The sequence below is a fragment of the Microbispora sitophila genome (assembly GCF_014892245.1).
Lineage (GTDB): Bacteria > Actinomycetota > Actinomycetes > Streptosporangiales > Streptosporangiaceae > Microbispora > Microbispora siamensis.
Window position 1 is genome coordinate 31,988 of the sequence record NZ_JADBGC010000010.1, and the last position, 20,914, is coordinate 52,901.

At 72.2% G+C, this 20,914-nt stretch carries 22 protein-coding genes; 10 read left to right on the plus strand and 12 right to left on the minus strand.

The genetic code is table 11. The features are described 5' to 3' along the window. Position 1: 1 nt before the first annotated feature. Both IL992_RS19410 and IL992_RS19415 read right to left on the minus strand, forming a co-directional pair. Positions 2-577, minus strand: a complete 576-nt coding sequence (locus IL992_RS19410; protein WP_193204787.1) for a glycosyltransferase family protein — start codon at positions 575-577, stop codon at positions 2-4. Then, positions 574-1,089, minus strand: coding sequence for a M48 metallopeptidase family protein (locus IL992_RS19415; RefSeq protein WP_193204788.1), 516 nt, complete (start codon positions 1,087-1,089; stop codon positions 574-576). Before IL992_RS19415 ends, IL992_RS19410 begins: the two co-directional genes overlap by 4 nt. 200 nt (positions 1,090-1,289) lie before the next feature. Here IL992_RS19415 and IL992_RS19420 point away from each other — a divergent pair, with 200 nt between their 5' ends. Both IL992_RS19420 and IL992_RS19425 read left to right on the plus strand, forming a co-directional pair. Further along, entirely contained in the window at positions 1,290-2,348 is a 1,059-nt protein-coding gene (locus IL992_RS19420; protein ID WP_193204789.1) for a ThiF family adenylyltransferase, read from the plus strand. 344 nt (positions 2,349-2,692) lie between these two features. Beyond that, positions 2,693-4,036: an ABC1 kinase family protein gene (locus IL992_RS19425; RefSeq protein ID WP_193204790.1), complete on the plus strand. Its 1,344-nt coding sequence runs from the start codon at positions 2,693-2,695 to the stop codon at positions 4,034-4,036. A gap of 16 nt (positions 4,037-4,052) precedes the next feature. Here IL992_RS19425 and IL992_RS19430 read toward each other — a convergent pair whose 3' ends face one another. The 6 genes from IL992_RS19430 to IL992_RS19455 form a co-directional block, all read right to left on the minus strand. Beyond that, on the minus strand, positions 4,053-4,514 hold the full coding sequence (locus tag IL992_RS19430) for a hypothetical protein (RefSeq protein ID WP_193204791.1): 462 nt from the start codon (positions 4,512-4,514) through the stop codon (positions 4,053-4,055). 229 nt (positions 4,515-4,743) lie between these two features. After that, positions 4,744-4,926, minus strand: coding sequence for a hypothetical protein (locus IL992_RS19435; RefSeq protein WP_079315453.1), 183 nt, complete (start codon positions 4,924-4,926; stop codon positions 4,744-4,746). 37 nt (positions 4,927-4,963) lie between these two features. Further along, on the minus strand, positions 4,964-5,227 hold the full coding sequence (locus tag IL992_RS19440; RefSeq protein WP_079315495.1) for a WhiB family transcriptional regulator: 264 nt from the start codon (positions 5,225-5,227) through the stop codon (positions 4,964-4,966). 121 nt (positions 5,228-5,348) lie between these two features. Beyond that, positions 5,349-5,630 carry a hypothetical protein gene (locus IL992_RS19445; protein WP_193204792.1) on the minus strand — a complete coding sequence of 94 codons (282 nt, stop codon included), beginning with the start codon at positions 5,628-5,630 and terminating at the stop codon, positions 5,349-5,351. Between the two features lie 121 nt (positions 5,631-5,751). Then, entirely contained in the window at positions 5,752-6,648 is an 897-nt protein-coding gene (locus tag IL992_RS19450) for an acyl-CoA thioesterase (RefSeq protein ID WP_193204793.1), read from the minus strand. 24 nt (positions 6,649-6,672) lie between these two features. Next, on the minus strand, positions 6,673-8,727 hold the full coding sequence (locus tag IL992_RS19455; protein WP_226873402.1) for an ATP-dependent DNA helicase UvrD2: 2,055 nt from the start codon (positions 8,725-8,727) through the stop codon (positions 6,673-6,675). Positions 8,728-8,844: 117 nt separating this feature from the next. Here IL992_RS19455 and IL992_RS19460 point away from each other — a divergent pair, with 117 nt between their 5' ends. Next, on the plus strand, positions 8,845-9,858 hold the full coding sequence (locus IL992_RS19460; RefSeq protein ID WP_319018675.1) for an alpha/beta hydrolase: 1,014 nt from the start codon (positions 8,845-8,847) through the stop codon (positions 9,856-9,858). Between the two features lie 76 nt (positions 9,859-9,934). After that, positions 9,935-10,174, plus strand: coding sequence for a mycoredoxin (locus IL992_RS19465; protein ID WP_030507399.1), 240 nt, complete (start codon positions 9,935-9,937; stop codon positions 10,172-10,174). A 1-nt stretch (position 10,175) separates the two neighbouring features. Here IL992_RS19465 and nudC read toward each other — a convergent pair whose 3' ends face one another. Continuing rightward, a complete protein-coding gene (nudC, locus tag IL992_RS19470; RefSeq protein ID WP_404804774.1) occupies positions 10,176-11,090 on the minus strand; it encodes an NAD(+) diphosphatase in 915 nt (304 codons plus the stop codon). 128 nt (positions 11,091-11,218) lie between these two features. Here nudC and IL992_RS19475 point away from each other — a divergent pair, with 128 nt between their 5' ends. The 4 genes from IL992_RS19475 to IL992_RS19490 are packed head-to-tail and all read left to right on the plus strand — an operon-like array spanning position 11,219 to position 16,709. Further along, positions 11,219-12,397 (plus strand): ATP-grasp domain-containing protein, encoded by a 1,179-nt coding sequence (locus tag IL992_RS19475; protein ID WP_193204795.1) that lies wholly within the window; start codon positions 11,219-11,221, stop codon positions 12,395-12,397. After that, the gene (locus tag IL992_RS19480) at positions 12,382-14,001 is read left to right on the plus strand and encodes an IucA/IucC family protein (protein ID WP_226873403.1); all 1,620 of its coding nucleotides are present in this window, start codon (positions 12,382-12,384) and stop codon (positions 13,999-14,001) included. Before IL992_RS19475 ends, IL992_RS19480 begins: the two co-directional genes overlap by 16 nt. Positions 14,002-14,004: 3 nt before the next feature. After that, positions 14,005-15,618: an IucA/IucC family protein gene (locus IL992_RS19485; protein ID WP_193204796.1), complete on the plus strand. Its 1,614-nt coding sequence runs from the start codon at positions 14,005-14,007 to the stop codon at positions 15,616-15,618. Beyond that, positions 15,615-16,709 (plus strand): alanine racemase, encoded by a 1,095-nt coding sequence (locus IL992_RS19490; RefSeq protein WP_193204797.1) that lies wholly within the window; start codon positions 15,615-15,617, stop codon positions 16,707-16,709. Before IL992_RS19485 ends, IL992_RS19490 begins: the two co-directional genes overlap by 4 nt. Positions 16,710-16,712: 3 nt before the next feature. On the opposite strand, the gene IL992_RS19495 is transcribed toward IL992_RS19490, so the two are convergent. Further along, entirely contained in the window at positions 16,713-17,627 is a 915-nt protein-coding gene (locus IL992_RS19495; RefSeq protein ID WP_193204798.1) for a hypothetical protein, read from the minus strand. Positions 17,628-17,895: 268 nt separating this feature from the next. Here IL992_RS19495 and IL992_RS19500 point away from each other — a divergent pair, with 268 nt between their 5' ends. Further along, a complete protein-coding gene (locus tag IL992_RS19500; protein ID WP_193204799.1) occupies positions 17,896-18,603 on the plus strand; it encodes a Uma2 family endonuclease in 708 nt (235 codons plus the stop codon). 8 nt (positions 18,604-18,611) lie between these two features. Here the strand turns inward: IL992_RS19500 and IL992_RS19505 are convergent, their stop codons facing one another. Beyond that, complete coding sequence (locus IL992_RS19505) at positions 18,612-19,355, minus strand: ABC transporter permease (RefSeq protein WP_319018676.1); 744 nt, start codon at positions 19,353-19,355, stop codon at positions 18,612-18,614. A 4-nt stretch (positions 19,356-19,359) separates the two neighbouring features. Continuing rightward, positions 19,360-20,211, minus strand: a complete 852-nt coding sequence (locus tag IL992_RS19510; RefSeq protein WP_193204800.1) for an ABC transporter ATP-binding protein — start codon at positions 20,209-20,211, stop codon at positions 19,360-19,362. A gap of 46 nt (positions 20,212-20,257) precedes the next feature. On the opposite strand from IL992_RS19510, the gene IL992_RS19515 reads away from it, so the two are divergent. After that, complete coding sequence (locus IL992_RS19515; protein ID WP_193204801.1) at positions 20,258-20,890, plus strand: TetR/AcrR family transcriptional regulator; 633 nt, start codon at positions 20,258-20,260, stop codon at positions 20,888-20,890. Positions 20,891-20,914 lie beyond the last annotated feature (24 nt).

A 20,914-nucleotide genomic window follows, 5' to 3' on the forward strand; every position in this document is an offset into this window, starting at 1 on the left:
CTCAGGTCAGCAGAGCCCGGGTGTTGTCCCAGCCCTCGAGACCGGGGTCGAGACGGGCCACGTCCTGCGGCTTCCTGAGCCGGTGCCAGCCGGGACCGGTGGCGACCATGCGGGGGCCCGGCGCCCGGCGGCGCATCGCCGCGACGACGTCGGGTTCGTCGAGGTCGGGCGCGGCCCACTCGGGGACCGGCAGGCGCGCCGCCACGGCGACGGCGCCGCCGCCCTCGGCCGGGCAGACCGCGAGGTGCGCCCGCCCGAGTTCCCGGAAGAGCTTTCCGATCAGCAGCGGCGGCAGGTCGGGGGCGTCGGCGCTGACGATCACTCCCTCTTCCTCCGGAGGCAGCGCGGCGAAGGCGTCGGCGGGTGAGGCGATCGACAGGACGGGCGTGCCCGGCCAGGCGATGTCCTCGAGCCCCGGCACACCGGCCGACAGGATCACCGGCCGCACCAGTTCGAGCCCGGCGACCATCTCGTAGGTGTCCTCGGCCATCGCCGTCAGAAACTCGGCCGGATCGACGCCGGGTGGAGCGGCGTCGGCCATGCCCGGCGTGACCAGCACCGCGGCGACCCGGGTCAACACTCCTCCGGGGCGCCGTTGGCCGCCATCGAGAAGCCCTCCAGGAAGCCCCTGGCACGTTCCGCCCGAGGGTAGCGCTCCACGAGGGCCCAGAACCGCGGCCCGTGACTCGGCACGAGCAGGTGGACGAGCTCGTGCATGATGACGTAGTCGACGACCCAGGCCGGCATGCCCCGCAGCCGGGCCGACAGCCTGATCGTGCCGTGGTCGGGAGTGCACGAACCCCACCTGTGGAGCTGGTTCTCCACCCAGCGCACACTGGCCGGCATGGCCTTTCCGTCCAGGTAACGCGCCGACAGCTCCGCCGCTCGTTCGAGCAGGTCGTCGTCGCTCGGGCGTCTTCGCTGCTCCTTGGCCGCAAGGCGGTCGAGCATGCGGCGTACCCACTGCTCCTCGTCGGTCGTGCTCAGACCAGCCGGAAGCAACACGATGGTCTTGTCTCCATCGCGGTACGCGGAAACGGTTCGCCGCCGTCGTGCGCTCCGACGAACCTCGACTGTCTCGGGGGGCACATATGAAAGGTAGCCGACACGCGCCGAATTCCACAGGGGGTGGTACACGTTCTCCCTGGTCAATCGGGCGAACGTGACCTTGCGGGCGTGAAAACTACGGGGTTGCGGATATTCACCAACCACGATCACCCCGGTAATTATCCACAGCCCCGCTGGTTCCGACGCCGGGCCATCCCGGCGTATGGCAAGGTCTGGCGACTATGAGACCTCGCCTCAAGCCCGTCCTGCGCCGGATCGAACGGGACGGCCGCACGCTGCAGTTCGGCGTCCATCCGCTGCGGGCCGTCGTGCTGACGGGCGTCGAACCGCCCGTACGCCGCCTGATCGACGGCCTGGACGGCACCCGCACCCTCCGGCAGGCGGTGGCCGGCAGCGGCCTCGACGAGGCGTCCGCCCAGGAGGTGGTCGCGAGACTCGCCGCGCACGGCCTGATCGAGGACGCCGCGGCCCGGCCGGAACCCCTCGCCGACCTGCCGCTGGCCGAGCGGGACCGCCTCCGCCCCGAGCTGGACAGGCTGTCGCTGACCTCCACCGACGGCGGCATGAGCGCCCTGTCGGCGCGGAGGGCGGCCCGGGTCCGCGTGTACGGCGCCGGCCGGGTCGGCGCCCGGGTCGTCACCCTGCTCGCCGCGGCCGGAGTGGGCCACATCTGCGTGGTCGATCCCGGCACGGCCACCGCGGACGACGTGGTCCCGGGCGGGCTCGGCCGCGCGGAGACGGGGATGACCCGCGAGGAGGCCGCCGTGCTCGCGGCCCGGCGGATCTCCCCCGCCGTCAACGCCTGGCCGGGCCGGGCCGCCTCCCGCCTGTCCGACGGCGGGGTCCGCCCCGACGTCGTGATCCTCGCGCCCGCCGACCCGCTCGACGCCACGCTGGTCCACGAGATCGTCACCGAGGGCGTGGCGCACCTGCTCGTCAGCGCCTTCGAGGGGCACGGCTCCGTGGGGCCCTTCGTCGTCCCCGGGCTCACCCCCTGCCTGCGCTGCCTCGACCTCACCCGCCGCGACCGGGACCCTTCCTGGCCGCTCGTGGGCGCCCGGCTCGGGGGTTACCCGGCGGGCGAGATCGCCTGCGACGTGGTGCTGTCCTGCCTGGTCGCCGCGCAGGCGGCCGGTCAGGCGCTGGCCTATCTCGACGAGGGACGCGTGCCCGACGGCCTGCTGGAGGTGTCGCCCGGATGGCGCTGGCGGCACCGCCGCCTGGACGCGCACGACCGGTGCGGATGCCTGCGCGACGACGTCGCCGGCCGCATCGCGTGACGACGGGCGGCGTAGACCTGACCCGGCCGGCCGGGCACGTCGCCCCGGAACCCAGCGCTTCGGGGACGAGCGGGACCCCCGGACCGCCCGGTTCGGCAGAGCCCGTGCCGATCACTCGCACTCCCGGACACACGGACCGGCCCGGTTCCGCCTGACATGGCTCGCGCGGTCGGCACGGCTGCCGTCACGCCTCTCACCGGCGGAAACTCCCGTCACGGCAGCGATGGTGTGACCAATGTCATAGACCGCCTATTTCCTCGAGAGGCTCGCGACCGCCGGAGCCGGGGCGCCCACCCGATCGGAAATTGTGGTCGAAAGCACCCTTCATCGCCGACAATGGTCGTGTGAGTGACCTCCCCCACCGTGCCGTGACCCGCTCGGCGAAGCTCGCGACACTCCCCCTCGGGTTCGCCGGCCGCACCGCGCTCGGACTGGGCAGGCGGCTCGGTGGCGCCTCCGCGGAGATCGTCGCCCAGGAGATCCAGCAGCGTACGGCCGACCAGATCTTCAAGGTGCTCGGCGAGCTCAAGGGCGGGGCCATGAAGCTCGGCCAGGCTCTGTCGATCTTCGAGGCCGCGCTTCCGCCCGAGATCGCCGGGCCGTACCGGGCGACGCTGACCCGCCTGCAGGACGCCGCGCCGCCGCTTCCGGCCGCCACCGTCCACCGGGTCCTGACCGAGCAACTCGGCGACGACTGGCGGGAGAACTTCCTGGAGTTCGACGACCGGCCGAGCGCCGCGGCGTCCATCGGGCAGGTGCACCGCGCCGTGTGGCACGACGGCCGCCCGGTCGCCGTGAAGATCCAGTATCCGGGGGCGGGCAAGGCCCTGATCTCCGACTTCAACCAGCTCGCGCGGCTCGGCAAGCTCTTCGGCGCGCTGCTGCCCGGCCTGGACATCAAGCCGGTCCTGGCGGAGCTGAAGGAGCGGGTGTCCGAGGAGCTCGACTACCTCAAGGAGGCCGAGGCCCAGCACGCGTTCGCCGAGGAGTTCCGCGACGACCCGGACTTCCACGTGCCCGCCGTGATCGCGGCCAACGAGCAGATCCTCGTCTCCGAGTGGATGACGGGAACCCCGCTCTCCAGGATCATCGCCGACGGCACGCAGGAGGAGCGCAACCACGCCGGCCTGCTGTTCGTCCGCTTCCTGTTCTGCTCTCCGGCCCGGGTCGGGATGCTGCACGCCGACCCCCACCCCGGCAACTTCTGGCTGACCGAGGACGGACGGCTCGGCGTGCTGGACTTCGGGGCGGTCAACCGCATGCCCGACGGCTACCCCGTCGCCTTCGGCAGGCTCACGCGCATCTTCAACCAGGGCGACATGGACACGGTCGTGCGCGGGCTGCGCGCGGAGGGGTTCATCCGCCCGCACATCGAGGTCGACGTCGACGCCCTACGGGCCTTCCTCGCGCCGTACGTCGAGCCGACCCGGGTCGAGGAGTTCGCCTTCAGCAGGCAGTGGCTGCGGGAGCAGGCGGCGACCGTGGCCGACCTGCGGCCGAACAACGTGGTCCGCCAGCTCAACCTGCCCGCGTCGTACGTGCTGATCCACCGCGTGCACGCGGCCGGCGTCGGCGTGCTGTGCCAGCTCGGCGCCACCGCCCGCTTCCGCGACGAGGTGGTGCGCTGGGTCCCCGGCTTCGCCGACGAGACGGGCGAGTCCGAGGACAGCGCGCTCGCCCTGACCTGAGCCGGCACGCTCCGGGCTATCGGCCGACGCCGGCGCTCCGGCTCTCGACGGTCCGCAGGTTCTGGTTGATGACGCAGCGGTTGATCCCTCTCTTGCAGTTGCCGTTGAGGGTGTTGGTGAAGACGCTGACGCTCGACACCTGCTGGATGCCCACGAACGTGACCGCGCTGTTGGCCGCGGGAGCGTTCACGTTGCGCCGGCCCGCCGATATCTGCTTGGGCGGGCTCTTGATGGTGGGCGAGTTCGCGGTGTTGGTGCCATCGGTGACCTGGGTCGCTCCGTCGCCGTGACCGTCGCCGTGACCGTGGCCGCTGCCATGGCGGGCCACCCGGAGTGCTCCGGCGATCGGCGCGGCGCCGGCCTCCGGCATGACCGAACCCCACAGCCCGATGACGAGCGCGGTGACGGCGAGCCGTCGCGCACCCGCCACGAGATCAAGCGCGCCTGACGTCCGGTCGCCCATCCGAGTCCCACCCACCGCTCGCACACCACTTCGCCTGCCGCCCGTGACCATCCGGCCGCCGGGGGCGCTCCGCTCATACCCCGTGATCCCGGCCGGCTCCCACAGCAGGCGATCTTCTGTGCGTCCGGTGATCTCTTCTTTAAGGAGCACGGCCTTCACGGGAACGGCCGAAGGCCCGGGCCGTTCCCCGGGCCCGGGCCTTCGTCATCGGATCACACTGTTCGTGGCGTGCGTCAGGCTCGCGTCAGATGCGCGCCAGCGCGGAACTCAGCCGCCGGGACGCGCGCTCGGCCTGCCGGCGTGCCTTCTGCACGCTCCTGATCCGGCCGGCCAGCCGCTCCTGCGCTGCCTCCTCGTGGAGGGTCCGTATTCGCTCGTGCGCCAGTTCTTGATGCAGATACAGGGTGGTGATCGGGGAGATGCTCATCTGGATCGGTTCCTTCCGGAATTGCTGTGTTTGCTGGTCAGGCGGCGACAGGAGACTTGCGCGGGCGCCCACGGGGACGCTTGCGGGGCACGACGACCCCCCGCAGGATGAGCTCCCCGCCCCAGACGCCCCACGGCTCCTCGCGCTCCAGCGCGCGGGCCAGGCAGGCCTTCTGGATCGGGCAGCCGCCGCAGAGCGCCTTGGCGAACTCCACGTCCTCGGGAGACTCGGCGAACCACAGGTCGGGGTCGGTACGACAGGGGATTTCGGCTTCGATCAGGTCCATGACCGGGGCCGCCATCTGCGTCACCTCTTCGAATGGATTGGTCTGGGTGTCCTCGTTGTGGGGTGTGGATTCGTGGCCGACAAACAAGAAGGCCGCGGATCCTGGTGCGGATCCGCGGCCCGGAGGTGGAGACCGGTCAGGGTATGACTGGTCCTCTCCAGGCATAGTGCGGACCCTGGGCACCGCCGCGAGCGGCGGTGCGGATCTGCTCATCGCTCATCGGCCGGTTGACATAGACCGGCAGGTGGGCGGGGTTGCGGTGGCTGGCCAGGCGGGCGAACACGCCGAAGGCGGCCGAGCCCGCGACTCCGGCGACCGGAGCCAGGGCAGGGGCGGCCTCGCCACGCCGCAGTTTCGTCGGCATGACAATGGCGGCCGGGCATGCGGAGGCGAGCCACAGCGTGCGGGACGTCGTCATGTTCCTCACTGGACTCACCTCCATTTCAGTGCGATCGCGCCGGACGGAAGCGTCCGGCTGACTTGTCCAAGACCCTAAACCGCCGCGGCAGGGCGGGCAACCTATTTTCTACCTGCGATTTTCACGACTTCGTGACATCGGGATGCAGCGCGGGCGACACCCGGATCAAGCATTCCTGAACCACGGAGACGGCCAGCTCCCCGGCGGCGGTGAACATCTGCCCGCGGGCGAGCCCGCGCGCCGCCCCGGACCAGGGCGACTCCTGGGCGTACAGCAGCCATTCGTCGGCCCGGAACGGCCGGTGGAACCACATGGCATGGTCCAGTGACGCGCCGGACACCGCCGAGGACCCCCAGGACAGCCCGTGGGCCAGCAGCACGGTGTCCACCAGGGTGAAGTCGCTGGCGTAGGCCGCGAGCACGACGTGCAGCAGCGGGTCGTCGGGCAGGTCGGCGTCGTACCGGAACCAGACGTTGTTCTCCGGGGTGACCAGGGCGGGGTCGTGGGCGGCCTCCCACGTCAGCGCGTTCACATACCGCGCGTCCACCGGGCGCGGCTTGGCCAGCAGTTCGCGCCAGCCCGGCTCGTCGCCCACGACGTCGAGCATCCGCTCCTGGAAGGTCGGCAGGGTCTCCGGGTCCGGCACCTGCGGCATGCGCGCGGCCTGGTGGCTCATGCCCGGCTCCTCGATGTGGAACGACGCCGACATCGAGAAGATCGCCTTGCCGTGCTGGATGGCCGTGATACGCCGGGTGGTGAACGACCGACCGTCGCGCACCCGCTCCACGTTGTAGACGATCGGGACGGCCGGGTCCCCCGGCCGGATGAAGTAGGCGTGCAGCGAGTGGACCATCCGGTCGGACGGCACCGTACGGCCGGCCGCCACGAGTGCCTGCGCCGCCACCTGGCCACCGAAGACCCGCTGGATGCGCTCCTCCGGGCTGCGCCCCCGGAAGATGTCGAGCTCGATCGGTTCGAGGTCGAGCAGGTCCAGCAGCTCCTTCAGGGCCGAGTTCACAGGGGCCTCCAGCGCACGCGGGTATTACTCGTCGGTAACACTATCGGCGCCGCGACAGAGCTCGAGGACCGCGTCGCCGTACCGCTCAAGTTTGACGCGTCCGATTCCGGCGATCGCGAGCAGGTCCTCCTCCGAGGTGGGCACCCGCTCGGCGATGGCCTGGAGGGTGACGTCGGTGAAGACGACGTAGGCCGGCACCTTGGTCTCCTTCGCCTCCGCCGTGCGCCACGCCTTGAGCCGTTCGAGCAGGGCCTCGTCGTAGTCCGCCGGGCAGGTCGCGCAGCGGCCCAGCTTCTGCTCGGCCGCGGCCGAGAGCGTCTTGCCGCAGATCCGGCAGTGCAGCGGCGCCGCCGACCGTTTCGCCCGTCCGCCCGCGCCTCCCGGCCGCTCGGGCCTGGCCAGGCTCGCCGTACGGGGGGACAGCCCGTCGAGGAAGCGCGACGGCCTGCGGGCGCGGCGGCCTCCCGGCGAGCGAGCGAGCGCCCACGACATGTGCAGGTGCTCACGGGCGCGGGTGATCCCGACGTACAGCAGCCGCCGCTCCTCCTCGACCTGGTCCGGCGTCTCCGCGTAGACGATCGGGAGCATGCCGTCGGTGAGTCCGACGAGGAAGACCGCGTCCCACTCCAGGCCCTTGGCGGCGTGCAGGGAGGCGAGCGTCACGCCCTCGACCGGCGGCGCGTGCTGCTCCATCGCCCTGCGCTCCAGCTCGCCGACGAACCGGGGCAGGTCGGCGCCCTCGGCCCCCATGTCCTCGGCCAGGTCGGCGAGCGCCTTGAGCGACTCCCACTTCTCCCTGGCCTTGCCGCCGCCGGGCGGCTCCGCAGTGAGCCCGATGCCCGAGAGGATCGCGTGCACGGCGGGCGCGAGCGGCTCGTCGGACGACGACCGGGCCGCGCCGCGCAGCAGCACCACGGCCTGGCGCACCTCGGGGCGCTCGAAGAACCGCTCCGCGCCGCGCAGCAGGTAGGGCACGCCGGCGTCGGTGAACGCCTGCTCGTACGCCTCCGACTGGGCGTTGACGCGGAACAGCACCGCGATCTCGCGCGTGGGCACGCCGTCCGCCATCAGCTTCTTGACCGTGAGCGCGACGCCGAGCGCCTCGGCCTGCTCGTCGTCGTACTCGGTGAAGACCGGTTCGGGTCCGTCCGGCCGCTGGGCGACCAGTTCCAGCCGGTGGGGCGAGCGCGCCATGACGCGGTTGGCCAGCGTGACCACCTGCGGGGTCGAGCGGTAGTCGCGCACCAGCCTGATCACGGCCGCCGAGGGGTGTTCGACGGCGAAGTTGGTCAGGTAGTGGGGCGTCGCGCCGGTGAACGAGTAGATGGTCTGGTTGGGGTCGCCCACCACGCACACGTCGTCGCGCCCGCCGAGCCAGGTGTCGAGCAGCAGCTTCTGCAGCGGGTTGACGTCCTGGAACTCGTCGACCACGAAGTAGCGGTACTGCTGGCGGATCTGCGCCGCGACCTCGCGGTGCTCGGTCATCACCGCCGCGGTGAGCTCCAGGATCGTCTCGAAGTCGATCAGATTGCGCTGGCGGCGCAGGCTCTCGTACCCCTCGAACAGCCGCGCCACCTCCTCGGGCGCGATCGGCGGGGTGCGGCGGGCCTTCGCGGCGGCGGCCGGGTAGTCCTCGGGGCCGATCTGGGTGACCTTCGCCCACTCGATCTCGCTCGCGACGTCGCGCAACTCGCCGCGGTCGGGGTTCCTGCGCAGGCGCCTGGCCGCCTCCACGAGCAGCGGCAGCTTCGACTCGACCACCTGCGGCGGGTCGCCGCCGATCACGCGCGGCCAGAAGTAGCTGAGCTGGCGCAGGGCCGCCGCGTGGAACGTGCGGGCCTGCACGCCGGGCGCCCCGAGGCCGCGCAGCCGCTGCTTCAGCTCGGCCGCCGCGCGGGTCGTGAAGGTCACGGCGAGCACACCCTGCGGCTCGACGACCCCGGTGTGCACGGCGTACGCGATGCGGTGCGTGATGGCGCGGGTCTTGCCGGTCCCCGCCCCGGCGAGCACGCAGACCGGTCCGCGCACCGCCTGGGCGACCTCGCGCTGCTCGGGATCCAGACCGTCGAGGACGTCCAAGGAACGGCTCCCAACATGCGTTGCGGACGTTGTTACTGGCATCATCCTTCCAGCAGCCGACCGAGCGTGTCCCGGGGACCGGTCGGCGCACGACGCGACATCGGGGAGGAACACGCCGTGGCTACCGCGGTCCGAACTGCTTTAGGGATGGGCGTCGCCGCCCTCACCGCCCTCATGCTCGCCCCGCCGGACGCCCACGCGGCCACCTCGGCGGGCGACCCCGTCCATCACCCCTCCGCTTCCCCGGCTCCGTCCGCGACTCCCTCCGCCGGGCCCTCCGCCTCGCCCTCCGCGAGCCCGTCCCCCTCGCCGTCCCCGTCGGCCTCGCCCTCACCCGCGCTCACGCCGTCCGACGTGCGCACCCGCACCTACGCGTACGGCTCGCACGCGCGCCAGATCATGGACGTGTGGTGGCACACCGCCGGCCCGCGGCGCCCGGCCGTGTTCGTCATCCACGGCGGCTGGTGGTCCGGGGGCGACAAGAAGTACATGACGTCGATCAGCCGCAGCTACTCCCAGCTCGGCTACACCGTCGTGAACCTCGACTACCGGCTGTCGGGCGACGCGGCCTGGCCGGCGCAGCGCACCGACGTGCTGACCGCCGTCAACGCCGTGCGCAGGCACGCGGCGATGTTCAACACCGACCCCGACCGTTACGTCCTGGTCGGGTTCTCCGCCGGAGGCCACCTCGCCACCGCCGTCGGCGCGTACGGCGACGGCCGTCCGGGCCTGCGCGGCGTCGTCGGGATCTCCCCGCCCGTCTCGCCGCTGTCGGCGTTCGCGGACGGCAGCGTGTTCGGCAGCAAGGAGCAGCAGAAGCTGCGCAAGGCGGCCATCAGGCTGGCCGGCGGCTGCACACCCGCCAAGTGCCCGCGCGTCTGGTCGAGCATGGAGGTGCCGTTCCACGCCTCGGCCGGTGACCCGCCGATGCTCACCATCCACTCCTCGGAGGAGTTCGTCCCGCCCTACCAGAGCGAGATACTCAAGGAGTCGCTGGAGAGCGTCGGGGTCCAGATGACCGTCAAGACGATGGCCGGCACCCAGCACAGCGCCCCGCTGTACCGGGAGCCGGGGGTCGCAGAGACCGTCCAGGCCTGGATCATCGCCCGGCTGGGGCGTGCGGCCGCGTAGCCGGGAACACGCGGCGCGCTCGCGATGTTGCCATGACTGCTCTCGGCAACAGTGATGCGCACGGAAGGGACGACAGATGGCGCTGACCGTTTACACCACGAGCTGGTGCGGCCCCTGTAAGCGGCTGAAGAGCCAGCTCACCCGGGAGGGCATCGTCTTCAGCGAGGTCGACATCGAGCGCCACCCGGACGCCGCCGATTTCGTCGCGAGCGTGAACAACGGCAACCAGGTCGTCCCCACGGTGGTCGCGGACTGCCACACCATGACCAACCCCTCGGTGGCCGAGGTGAAGCGGCACCTCGAAGGCGCCTGCTGATTCACCAGCCGGTGTCGGGGATCGGCGCTCCGTACCAGGTCTCGATCAGCCGCCGGGCGATCGAGACCTGGCCGGGCAGCACCAGGTCGCCCGAACGCACCGCGGCCTCCAGCTCCTCCCGGGACAGCCAGCGGGCCTCGGCGATCTCCTCCAGATCGGGGCGCAGGTCGGTGGTGACGGCGCGGGCGAAGAAGCCGAGCATCAGGCTGCGCGGGAACGGCCAGGGCTGACTGCCGAGATACCGCGGCGAGGTCACGGCGACGCCCACCTCTTCCAGGACCTCGCGGACCACCGCGTGCTCCAGCGACTCCCCCGGCTCGACGAACCCGGCGAGCACCGACATCCGGCCCCGCGGCCACTCCGGGCCCCGCGCGAGCAGGATGCGGCCCTCGTCGTCGTGCACCAGCATGATCACCGCGGGGTCGACGCGCGGGAAGTGCTGGCTGCCGTCGCGCGGGCACACCCGCATGTGGCCCGACGCGGTGACGTCGGTGACGCTGCCGCACCTCGGGCAGTACTCGTGCGTCGCGTGCCAGGCCTCCAGGGCCACCGCGTAGACGAGGAGCCCGGCGTCGCGGTCGTCCAGCAGCACCGCGGCCTCCCTGAGGCCCGCCACGTCGCCGGTGCCCTGGAGGGGCTCGGGCAGCGGCGCGTTGACCGCGAAGTAGGGCACGCCGTCCTCGTCCACGCCCAGCAGGTAACGCGTCCCCTCCGGCGCCTCGGCCGGCGAGGTGAGCACCAGGGCCGCGCCGTCGGTGAAGCGGCGGACCAGCGTGCGGCCGTCGTGGATGAGGAGGACTCTCGTCTTCTCCGCCTCCCACGCGCGCCGCAGCCATTCCTCGTCGCCACGCAGGGCCGCCGATCTGTCGATGGCGCTCCTCGCCAGGAGCAGGGGGCCGAGCAGTCCGTCCGCGATTTCCACGCCGTCATCCTTCCACTGCCGCCGCCCCGGCAATCTTCCCGCCCATGGCCGTTCGCCGGTCAAATGATCGGCGCCCCGACTAGGATGCAGTCGCTTAGGTTAGCCTTACCTATGGAGGGCCGGTGCGGCTGTACCTCACCACGCTCAACCCGACCGACTCCGTGACCGGCGGATTCCTTCCCGCCGCGGCCGCGCTGGGCTGGGACGTGACGATACTCACCGACCAGCCTGATCGGTATTCGGGGTACGACGTCGTGGCGGCCGACGTCCGCGACCCTCGGGCGGTGATCGACGCGGTGGCCTCTCACCACCGGGCCGATGTGATCTTCTCCAACTCCGACCACCTCCAGGCCGCCACCGCGCTCGCCGCCGCGTACTTCGGCCTGCCCGGCAAGGACTGGCGGGCCTGCGTCACCGCCAAGAACAAGGCGCTCACCCGGCGCGCCCTCGCCGCCGTCGAACCGGTCAGGTCCGTACGGCTGCCGCCCGGCGGGCAGGTGCCGGAGGACCTGCCGTTCCCGGTCGTGGTCAAGCCCGCGCTGGGCGTGGCCAGCGAGGACGTCGTGCTGGTGGACGGCCCGGACGCGCTGACCGCCGCCGTCGCGGCGATCAGGGAGCGGCGGCCGGAGGAGGTCCTGGTCGCGGAGGAGTTCCTCGACGGGCCGCTCCGCACGCTGGAGACGCTGGGCGACGGCGACGCGCGGCACGTGCTCGGCGGGTTCGCCACCACGCTCGGCCCGCTGCCGCACTTCGTGGAGGAGCGCCTGGACTGGCGGCCCCCGGACGCCGGCCACCTGCCTCATCTGACCGCGGCGCTCGACGCGGCGGGGGTCGGCTTCGGCGTGTGCCACACCGAGTATGCCGTCACCCGGGACGGCCCCCGCGTCATCGAGATCAACTACCGGCTGATCGGCGACAACTGCGACTTCCTGCTGGCGGACCTGCTCGGTGTCCCCCTGCACCAGTGGATCCTGCGCGTCCACGCGGGCGAACCGGTGCCGGTGTTCGATCCGGACGGCCTTCGCGCGGCGTACGGATCCGTGGTGAGCCTCGTGGCCGAGCGCTCCGGCACGGTCACCGCCGCACCGCCTGACCTCTACCCGGCGGACCTGTCCCCGCCCGGAAGGGAGGACGGCGTGCGGCTGTGGCACCGGGCGCTGCGCGAGATCGGCGATCATGTCGAGGTGACGGGCACGAACCGCGACTACCTCGGCCTGCTCCGCGCCGTCGGCCCGGACCGCGCGAGCGTCGACGCCGCGATCGACACCTTCAGGAAGGAGCACCCTTGGGTGCTCGCATGATCCCCGCGGCCCCCGGTGATCAGGAGATCACGGACCGGGAGCGCTACCTGGCCGCGCGGGTGCTGAACGCCCTGCTGCGGGAGGACTACGCCGGGATCTCCGCCAGGGTCACCCACGACAGGGACGGGGTCGCGATCGTCCTCGCCTCGGGCCGGCGGGTCGGGCTCACGGCGGGCAACCCGTTCCAGGACTTCGCCACGGCCCCGTACGAGCGCCTGCGCCTGGCGGAGGTGCTGGAGACGCTGGAGGCCGTCGCCCACCCCGCCGACAGCGAGGGGGTCGCCGCCTTCGAGCGGGAGTGTCATGAGACGCTCGCGGCCCTGGAGGCCCACCAACGGATGCGCGGCGAGGTGGCCCGGCGGCTGCGCGGGCGGCACGGCCTCATCCGCTACGAGTCGCTGGCGGCCGCGGTGGACCATCCGCTCTACCCGACGGCCAGATGCCGCCTCGGGATCTCCCCCGCCGACCTGGCGGCCCACGCCCCGGAGTTCGCGCCGGAGTTCGCGATGCGGTGGACGGCGGTGCCGCGCGAGCGGGTGGCGCTCTCCCGGCCGGACCTCCCCGGCTGGTGGCCCGCGCCCGAAGACGTCGGGCTGCCGCCCGGCCTGTCCCGCACGCACGTGCTCCTTCCCGTCCACCCGCTGACGGAGCCGCTGGTGGCCGGGCTTCCCGGGCTGGTCGCCGGTCCGCGGCCGTATGTGACCGTGCGGCCGACCCTGTCCACTCGTACGGTCGAGGTCTCCGAGCGCGTCCATCTCAAGGTGCCGCTCCCGGCGAGCACGCTGGGCCTGCGCAACCGCCGCTCGATCAAACCGGGCACGTTGAGAGACGGCGCGCTGGCCGAGTCGCTGCTGCGCGAGATCCTGGCGCGCGAGCCCGGCCTGCGGGTCCGCCTGGCCGACGAGCAGACCTACGGGCACGCGGAGCACGAATATCTGGGCTGGCTCGTCCGCGCCCTGCCCGAAGGGGAGATCGTGCCGGTCGCGGCCCTGCTCGCGCCGCTCGCCGACTCCGGCGGGCGGCTCGTCCTGCACGAGGTGGCCGAGCGCCACCACGGCGGCGACGCGGAGGCGCTGCTGCGCGACTACCTCACGGCGCTGCTCGCGTGGAACGTCACGCTGTTCGTCCGGTACGGCGTCGCGCTGGAGGCCCACCAGCAGAACCTCGCGCTGGTGTTCGGCGACGGGCCCATGCGGCTGCTGGTCAAGGACAACGACGGACTGCTGGCCTCACCCCGGCGGCTGTACGCGGCGGGGATCGAGGCGCCCGGCTTCGGCGACGAGCGCATGCTGACCGACGACCCCTACGCGCTCGCCGACGTCTTCGTGACGATCACCCTGCATCTGGCCGCCATGGCCGTGGCCCACGGCGCGCTGCCCGGCTCCGCCGCCACGCTCGTCGGACGGGCTCTGGCGGCCGCGCTGGAGCCGTACGGGGACGACCCGATGGCCCGGCTGCTGCGGGCCCGCACGCTGGAGGCCGCCCGTCTCACCGGCAAGTCGATGGTCGTCGCCGGGACGCTCGTGGCCAAGGACCGCACCGGGGCCAGGGACGTCAACAAGTTCTACGGCACGACCGGCCCCAACTACCTGAGGGGTGCCTGAGCGATGGACCGCCTCCTGCTTGACCCGCACGCCGCCCCGGCCGAGGAGGCGGCGCTCGGGGCGCTGCTGCGCTGCTGGCTGCGCGAGGTCGGCGGCCCCCGTGGTCACGTGCGCGCAGCCGGGCCCCACCTGACGCTCCGCGTGGCCGGGACGCCGGTGCGCGTCCGGGTCAGCGGCGGCATCGCGCTGCGCTTCGACGGCCCGCCCGAGCATCTGGCTGAGGGACGCTGGCGGCCCCTCGCCCTGCCCTTGCTCGTCGCGCTGGTGGAACGGGAGCTGGATGGCGGCAACGCGGAGTTCGCCGCCCAGGTGCGGGCCGGGCGGGAGGCGGTCGCGGCGATCCTGGCCGCCCGCGCGCGGGCCGTCCCGCCCGCCGACCCGTGGCTCGCCTCCGAGCAGGCCCTCGTGGCCGGGCACCCGTTCCACCCCGCTCCCAAGGCCCGCTCGGGCGACGGCTGGCTGGACTACGCGCCGGAGACGCACGCCCGGTTCGCGCCGCGGCTGCTCGGGGTGCGTGCCGACCTGGTCACCCAGGAGGGCGGCACGGCGGCGCTCGACGCGTTCGGCGACGCGCCGGCGGGATACGTCCCACTGCCCGCCCACCCCTGGCAGCTCGACCTGCTGGCCGCCGACCTGCGCGAACCGCTCGCGGACGGGCGCCTGGTCGACCTCGGGACCGGCCCCCGCGCGGTCGTGCCCACGTCGTCGGTCAGGACCGTGTACGACCCGGGCACCGGCATGTGCCTGAAGTTCAGCCTGGATGTGCGGATCACCAACTGCGTGCGGAAGAACGCGTGGTATGAGCTGTCCGGCGCGGTCGAGCTGACCCGGCGGCTCGCTCCCGTCTTCGAGCGGCTGGTCCGGCGCTTCCCCGGCACACGGTGGCTGCCCGAGCCCGGCTACCGCTCGGCCGCCCTCGGCACCCGGCTGCTCGAAGGGCTCGGGGTGATCGTGCGTACCGGCCCGTGGGCGGTGTGCGGGCCGGGGACCACGCCGGTCCTCGCCGGCGCCCTGGCCGCCGGTGCCGACGGGGTTCCCGCGGCCGTCCTGGCCCGCCGGGCGGCCGACCCGGTCGCGTGGTGGGAGGCGTACGTCGAGCGCGTGGCGTTCCCGGTGCTCGACGCCTTCTTCCGGCACGGCGTCGTGCTCGAAGCCCACGTGCAGAACGTGCTCGTCGGATTCGACGCCGCCGGGTGGCCGGTCGAGGCGATCTTCCGCGACCTGGAGGGCACCAAGCTGGTCGCCGGCCGCCACGACCTGACCGGCGTGCCGGGCGAGGTGGCGGGCCCCCTGTCGTACGACGCCGCGCGCGGCTGGGACCGGGTCGCCTACTGCCTGTTCGTCAACCATCTGGCGGAGGTGGCCGCGACGGTGGCCGGCACGGCCGACGGCGTCCTGCGCGCGTTGTGGGCGGTCGCCCGGGAGTGCCTGGAGCGCTATGTCGCCGGCCACGCGGCCGGTCTCGATCCGCTCGCGCCGCTGACGCGGTTGCTGGCCGGGGCGCCGCTGCCGGCCAAGGCCAACCTGGGCGTGCGCTGGGCGAGGGCGGCCGACCGGACCGCCGGATACGTGCCCGTCCCGAACCCGTTCGGCGTGGCGGAAGGAGAGCACCGATGAGCATCGAGGTTCCGGCGGGCGTGCGGAAGGCCGCCGAGTCGCTGGACGACGTCCCCGCCTACGTCTACGACCTGGCCGGGCTCGCCCGCCACGCGGCCGGCGTACGGGCCGCCCTGGCGGGAACGGAGATCTGCTACGCCGTCAAGGCCAATCCCGACCCCGAGGTGCTGCGGGCGATCGCGCCGCATGTGGACGGCTTCGAGGTCTCCTCGGGCGGCGAGTTCGCACACGTCAGGGCGGCGCTGCCGGAGGTCCCGCTGAGCTTCGGCGGACCGGGGAAGACCGGCGCCGAGCTGGCTCTCGCCCCCTCGGCATATCGGTGGCACGTCGAGAGCCCGGCCGAGTTGCGGCGTCTGCGCGAACCGGCGGACGTGCTGCTGCGGGTCAACCTCGACGTGAACGTCACCGGCGCGGCCCTCGCGATGGGCGGCGGCGCCACGCCGTTCGGCATGGACCCGGACGGGATCGCCGAGTGCCTGGCCCTGCTCGGGTCCTCGCCGGTGCGGCTGCGCGGGGTCCACGCCCACCTCGCGAGCGGCCTGGCCGCCCCCGGCCTGCTCACGCTCGCCGAGGCCGTCCTGGCGTACGGCAGGAGCCTCGGGCTGCGCGAGTTCAACCTGGGCGGCGGCATGGCGGTCTCCTACACCCGCCCGGAGGAGCGGTTCGACTGGGCGGCGTACGGCGCGGGCCTGCGGGCGCTGGCCCGGCCGGGCGAGACGCTGCGCGTGGAGCCGGGACGCGCCCTGACGGCCTACTGCGGGTGGTATCTCACGACGGTGCTCGACGTGAAGCGCGTCCACGGGGAGCGCTTCGCCGTCCTGTCCGGCGGCACGCACCACCTGCGGACCCCGGTGACGAAGGGACACGACCAGCCGTTCGCCGTCCTTGCGAGGAGCGAGGACGGCGAGGACGGTCCGGTGACCCTGGTGGGGCGGCTCTGCACCCCCAAGGACGTCTTCGCGCGCGGGGTGACCGCCGCACTCGCCGTCGGCGACGTCGTGGCCTTCGCCATGGCCGGGGCGTACGCGTGGAACATCTCCCACCACGACTTCCTCATGCATCCGAAGCCCACGTTCCACTACCTGAGGTGAACCTCACCAGGACAGGGTCAGCGTGCCGTCGAGGACCTTGGCGGAGTTGGCGAGGCGGGCCTGGTTGAGCGACCTGATGACGTCGAGCCGGGCCCGGTTCCGGTCGATGACCCGGTTCTGGGCCTCGACGTGGACCGTGCGGCGGACGGCGGAGTAGCCGGTCTCGGCCCGGCATTCCGCGTCCGCGACCGCGGTGTCGATCTCGGCCCGCGTGCCGCGTGGCTTGGGGGTGTGGCCGATCGAGTCGTCGTTGACGGTCGCCGCCCAGCGCCGGTCTCCGGCGGCCTGGCCGGTGCTCGGGTAGTCGAAGCCCTCCGACCGCATGCAGTCGCTCCACTCGCGTTCGGCCGCCGCGATCCGCGGGTCCTTGAGGGCGAGGTCGACCGCGCTGTCGACGTAACGCGGGACCTCGTCCTCGTCGAACCTCTTGTCGGTATCCGCCGGGGCCACGCCCCGCGCTCCCCGGTTCAGCAGGGCGTCGGCCTTGGCCATGCAGCCGCCGGACGGCACCGTCCGCCCGTGGAACCTCCGGACCTTTCCTTCCAGCACATAGAACTCCTTGTCGGTGGCGGAGTACGGCGGGACGCCGGTCATCTCATCCGGATGCCGCTCTTCTTGCAGATATCCGGATTTCTTGGCCTTTTCAGGGTCGAGCCACCCGAGGAGATCGACATTGCGCTGGTCGGTCACCGGTTCGACGGCGGGTAACCGGAAATCGATCCCCATATGGCGCATGCATTCCTCCATCAGCATGAACCGGGCTCGTATCACCTGGGCACGATCCTTCGCGCCGAGACCGTAGGCGTCGAGAGGGAGGGTGAGATCCGGCGGTTCCGGGGAATTCAGCCCCGCCAACGCCGAACACCCGGCCACCGCCGCGACGCAGGCCACCGCCATCGCCATCCGCAAAACCGACATAGGCCATTCATAGCCGATCACGAATAGCCGGCGTCGGCAGAACAAGTAATCGCGCCCGCGGAGAATCCCGATCCCGGCGGGGGACGTTTGCGGCAGGTTCGTCACTCATGACCCGATTCACAGAGCCGGTTTTCCTCCTCTCGGTGCGGCTTTCCTTCACCTCGCCGCCCCCTCCGAAGAATCTCCCTTGCCTCACTCCCCTGTTACTTTCCGTGGCGTTCCGGAACCTTCCGTACCATCACATGGAGGAGCAGGAGAGGACGGCGAGATGGCCCTCACGAAGCCGACCAAGCACGGCAGGCACGACCACCCCGTCCCACAGAAGCAGGACGCTCCCGTCCCCGACACTCCCGTCTCCGACGAGCACGAGCCCCCAGAGGCCGGGGAGCCCGAAGAGCCCCAAGAGCTCCCTGACGAGGTGCTGCACCTGTGCATGCAACTCCACGACGCCGGTTATCGGGCCGAAATTCGTCTCGGGCAGGTCGTCGTGACGCCGCCCATGGGAAGGGAGAGCACATACATCGTCGACAGGCTCTCCAATCTGCTGATCCCTCTGAAGCTGGCGAACGGCTGGCGGTTCCACCACAACTGGGGGGTGTACATCCCGCCGTACCAGGACCTTCGGCTGCCCGATCTGATGGTCGCCCCGGACGAAGTCGAGCAGCTCGATACCATGCGCATGCTCGGGTACTGCGCTCTTCTGGTGGTGGAGGTGTGCTCGCCCGGAACGTACAAGGTCGACTGGCGGGAGAAGCCGCTCGACTACGCGCGAGCGGGCGTACCGCTCTACCTGATCGTGGACCCCGTGACGTCTCCGCGCAGAGTGACGCTAATGAGCGATCCTCTCTCCGATCTGAAGCCCCTCGACTACCACCGGCAGGCGTACCGGCAGATCGTCACCGCCGAGGAGGGCGAGGTCCTGGAACTGCCGGAACCGTTCGCGATCAAGATCGAGACGAGCGCGCTCTTCGACTAGACATGGGATCACAGCGCGACCAGGCGTCCGCCGCGCCCCTGCAGACGGACAGCGGCCAGGGCGCCGGAGGCCGACGCGACCACGAGCAGCACGCCGCAGGCCGTCGCCACGGTGTGCGTATCCCCGGCGACGGCGGCGCGCAGGCCCTGGACGGCCCAGTACCCGGGAGAGACCGGCGCCACGGCGGCGGCCCACCTCGGCAGGGCGTCGAGCGGGACGAGCGCGCCGCCCAGGCTGCTGAGCAGCATGCCGCCGATGTCGTACGCCGCCGACAGTTCGCCCGTGCTCCGTACAAGCACGCCGAGCAGCGCGCCGATGCCGAGCAGGGTGCAACTCCAGCACAGCAGGACGCCCAGCAGCGGGAGCGGGTGGGGAACGCTCAGGTCCAGGGCGCACACGCCGAGGCCGACGATCAGCAACTGCTGGGCGAGCAGAGCGGCGAAGACGGGCACGGCCTTGCCGGCGAGCATCTCCGCCGGGTGGAGAGCCGTGCCGCGCATGCGGTCCCAGGTCCGGCCGAGCCGTTCGGTGAGGATAGAGCTGCCCGAGATGCTGAGCGCGAGCAGTGAGAAGGTGACCAGGGTGCCGACGACGGCCTGTTCCGTGCCCGCGGCCCGCCCCTGTGCGGCCACGTAGAGCGGGCGCAACAGGGTGAGGAAGGCGAGCGGCAGGATCATCCTGCTCAGCAGCGGACCGGGCTCGCGCAGCATCAGCAGCAGGTTGTGACGGACCAGGACACCCGTACGGAACACGGACTCACGCGGCCACATCACGAGCCTTCCCGGCTTCCAGTGCACGGTAGAGGTCGTCCAGACTGGGACGGCGTACGTCGACGGAGGTGGGCGTACGGCCCGCGGCGAGCAACGCGGCGAGGTCGGCGCCGGGATCGACGGTCGGCAGACGCAGTTCGGGCTCGGCGGGGTCGGCGAAGGTGACCCTGAGCTCGCCGGGCAGCCCTCGTGTGAGCTCCTGCTGGGTGCCGCGCGCGACGACCCGACCGGCTCGGGCGAGCGCCATCGTCGCGTCGAGATCCACGAGTTCCGGAAGGTAGTGGGTCGTGTAGAGGACCGCGGCCCCCGCCTCGGCGCGGGCCTTGACCGCTGCCAGCAGGGCCGAGCGGGTCTCCGGATCGGCGCCCGCGGTCGGCTCGTCCAGCAGCAGCAACGGCGGCGAGCCCACCATGGCGGTGGCCGCCTGGACGCGGCGGCGCTGGCCGCCGGACAGGACGCCGGCGGGCCGGTCCGCGAGCGGGGCGAGGTGAAGCTCGTCCAGGACGCGGGCGATCTCCGTGTCCCGGCGCCGCCCGCGCAGCCCGGCCAGTCCGGCGAACAGCCGCAGGTTGTCGCGCACGCTGACGCTGTTGTACAGCGCGAACTCCTGCGGAGCCACGCCGAGCAGCCGGCGTACGGCACGACCGGAACGACCTGCTATGCGTACGTGGCCGGCATCGGGGCGTACGAGGCCGGTGACGACCTCGACGAAGGTCGTCTTGCCCGCTCCGTTGTGCCCGATCAGGCCGACGATCTCGCCGGACGCGACCGCGAGGTCGAAGCCGTCGAGCGCGGTACGCCGGCCGTAGCGCTTCACCAACCCTTCCGCGACGAGCATCCCGCCTCCATCAGGTCTACGCCGTATACGTCTACACTGTATACACGTGAGTGGCAGGAGGGAAGAGATCCTGGACGCCGCGCTGGCGATCGCCGACGAGCACGGCATCGGCAAGGTCTCCATGCGTGCGCTGGCCGAGCGTGTCGGAGTGACGCCGATGGCGCTCTATCGGCACGTCAGCGACAAGGCCGAACTCCTGGACGGCATGGTCGGCCGGCTTCTCGCCGGGCTCCTGCCGCCGGACGCGGGGAAGGGTCAGGCATGGGACGAACGGCTCGCCGCCCTCGGGCACGCCGTCCGTACGATGACCCGGCGACATCCCTGGGCGGCGCAATTGCTCTTCTCCCGTCCGGCGGTCACACCGGACGCCGTGCGGGTTGTGGACCTCATCTACACCGCGCTTATCGAGGCCGGGGTTCCGGACCGCGAGGTGCCCCGGCTGGAGCGCCTGATCGCCACCTTCGTGATCGGTTTCGCCGCCTCCGAGGCCTCCGGCCGCTTCGGCGCCGGCTCCCTCGACCCGCGCGGCCGCCGCGGCCGGCTGCCCGAGGGCGAGCTTCCCGGCCACACCAGGCTCGCGCCGTGGCTTGACCTGCCGTCCGACCTCGACACGGAGTTCGAGGCCGACCTGGACGACCTGCTGCGTCTGATCAAGACGGTCGCGGGCGGGCAGGACTGACCGCAGGCTCCCGCAGCGTGCACG

Bases quoted from the DNA above. Each gene is read 5' to 3' on its own strand.
- IL992_RS19465 (WP_030507399.1), top strand. From the start codon at position 9,935: ATGGCGCTGACCGTTTACACCACGAGCTGGTGCGGCCCCTGTAAGCGG.
- IL992_RS19495 (WP_193204798.1), bottom strand. From the start codon at position 17,627: ATGTCGGTTTTGCGGATGGCGATGGCGGTGGCCTGCGTCGCGGCGGTG.
- IL992_RS19420 (WP_193204789.1), top strand. From the start codon at position 1,290: ATGAGACCTCGCCTCAAGCCCGTCCTGCGCCGGATCGAACGGGACGGC.
- IL992_RS19510 (WP_193204800.1), bottom strand. From the start codon at position 20,211: ATGCTCGTCGCGGAAGGGTTGGTGAAGCGCTACGGCCGGCGTACCGCG.
- IL992_RS19500 (WP_193204799.1), top strand. From the start codon at position 17,896: ATGGCCCTCACGAAGCCGACCAAGCACGGCAGGCACGACCACCCCGTC.
- IL992_RS19485 (WP_193204796.1), top strand. From the start codon at position 14,005: ATGGACCGCCTCCTGCTTGACCCGCACGCCGCCCCGGCCGAGGAGGCG.
- IL992_RS19490 (WP_193204797.1), top strand. From the start codon at position 15,615: ATGAGCATCGAGGTTCCGGCGGGCGTGCGGAAGGCCGCCGAGTCGCTG.
- IL992_RS19440 (WP_079315495.1), bottom strand. From the start codon at position 5,227: ATGGCGGCCCCGGTCATGGACCTGATCGAAGCCGAAATCCCCTGTCGT.
- IL992_RS19435 (WP_079315453.1), bottom strand. From the start codon at position 4,926: ATGAGCATCTCCCCGATCACCACCCTGTATCTGCATCAAGAACTGGCG.
- IL992_RS19445 (WP_193204792.1), bottom strand. From the start codon at position 5,630: ATGACGACGTCCCGCACGCTGTGGCTCGCCTCCGCATGCCCGGCCGCC.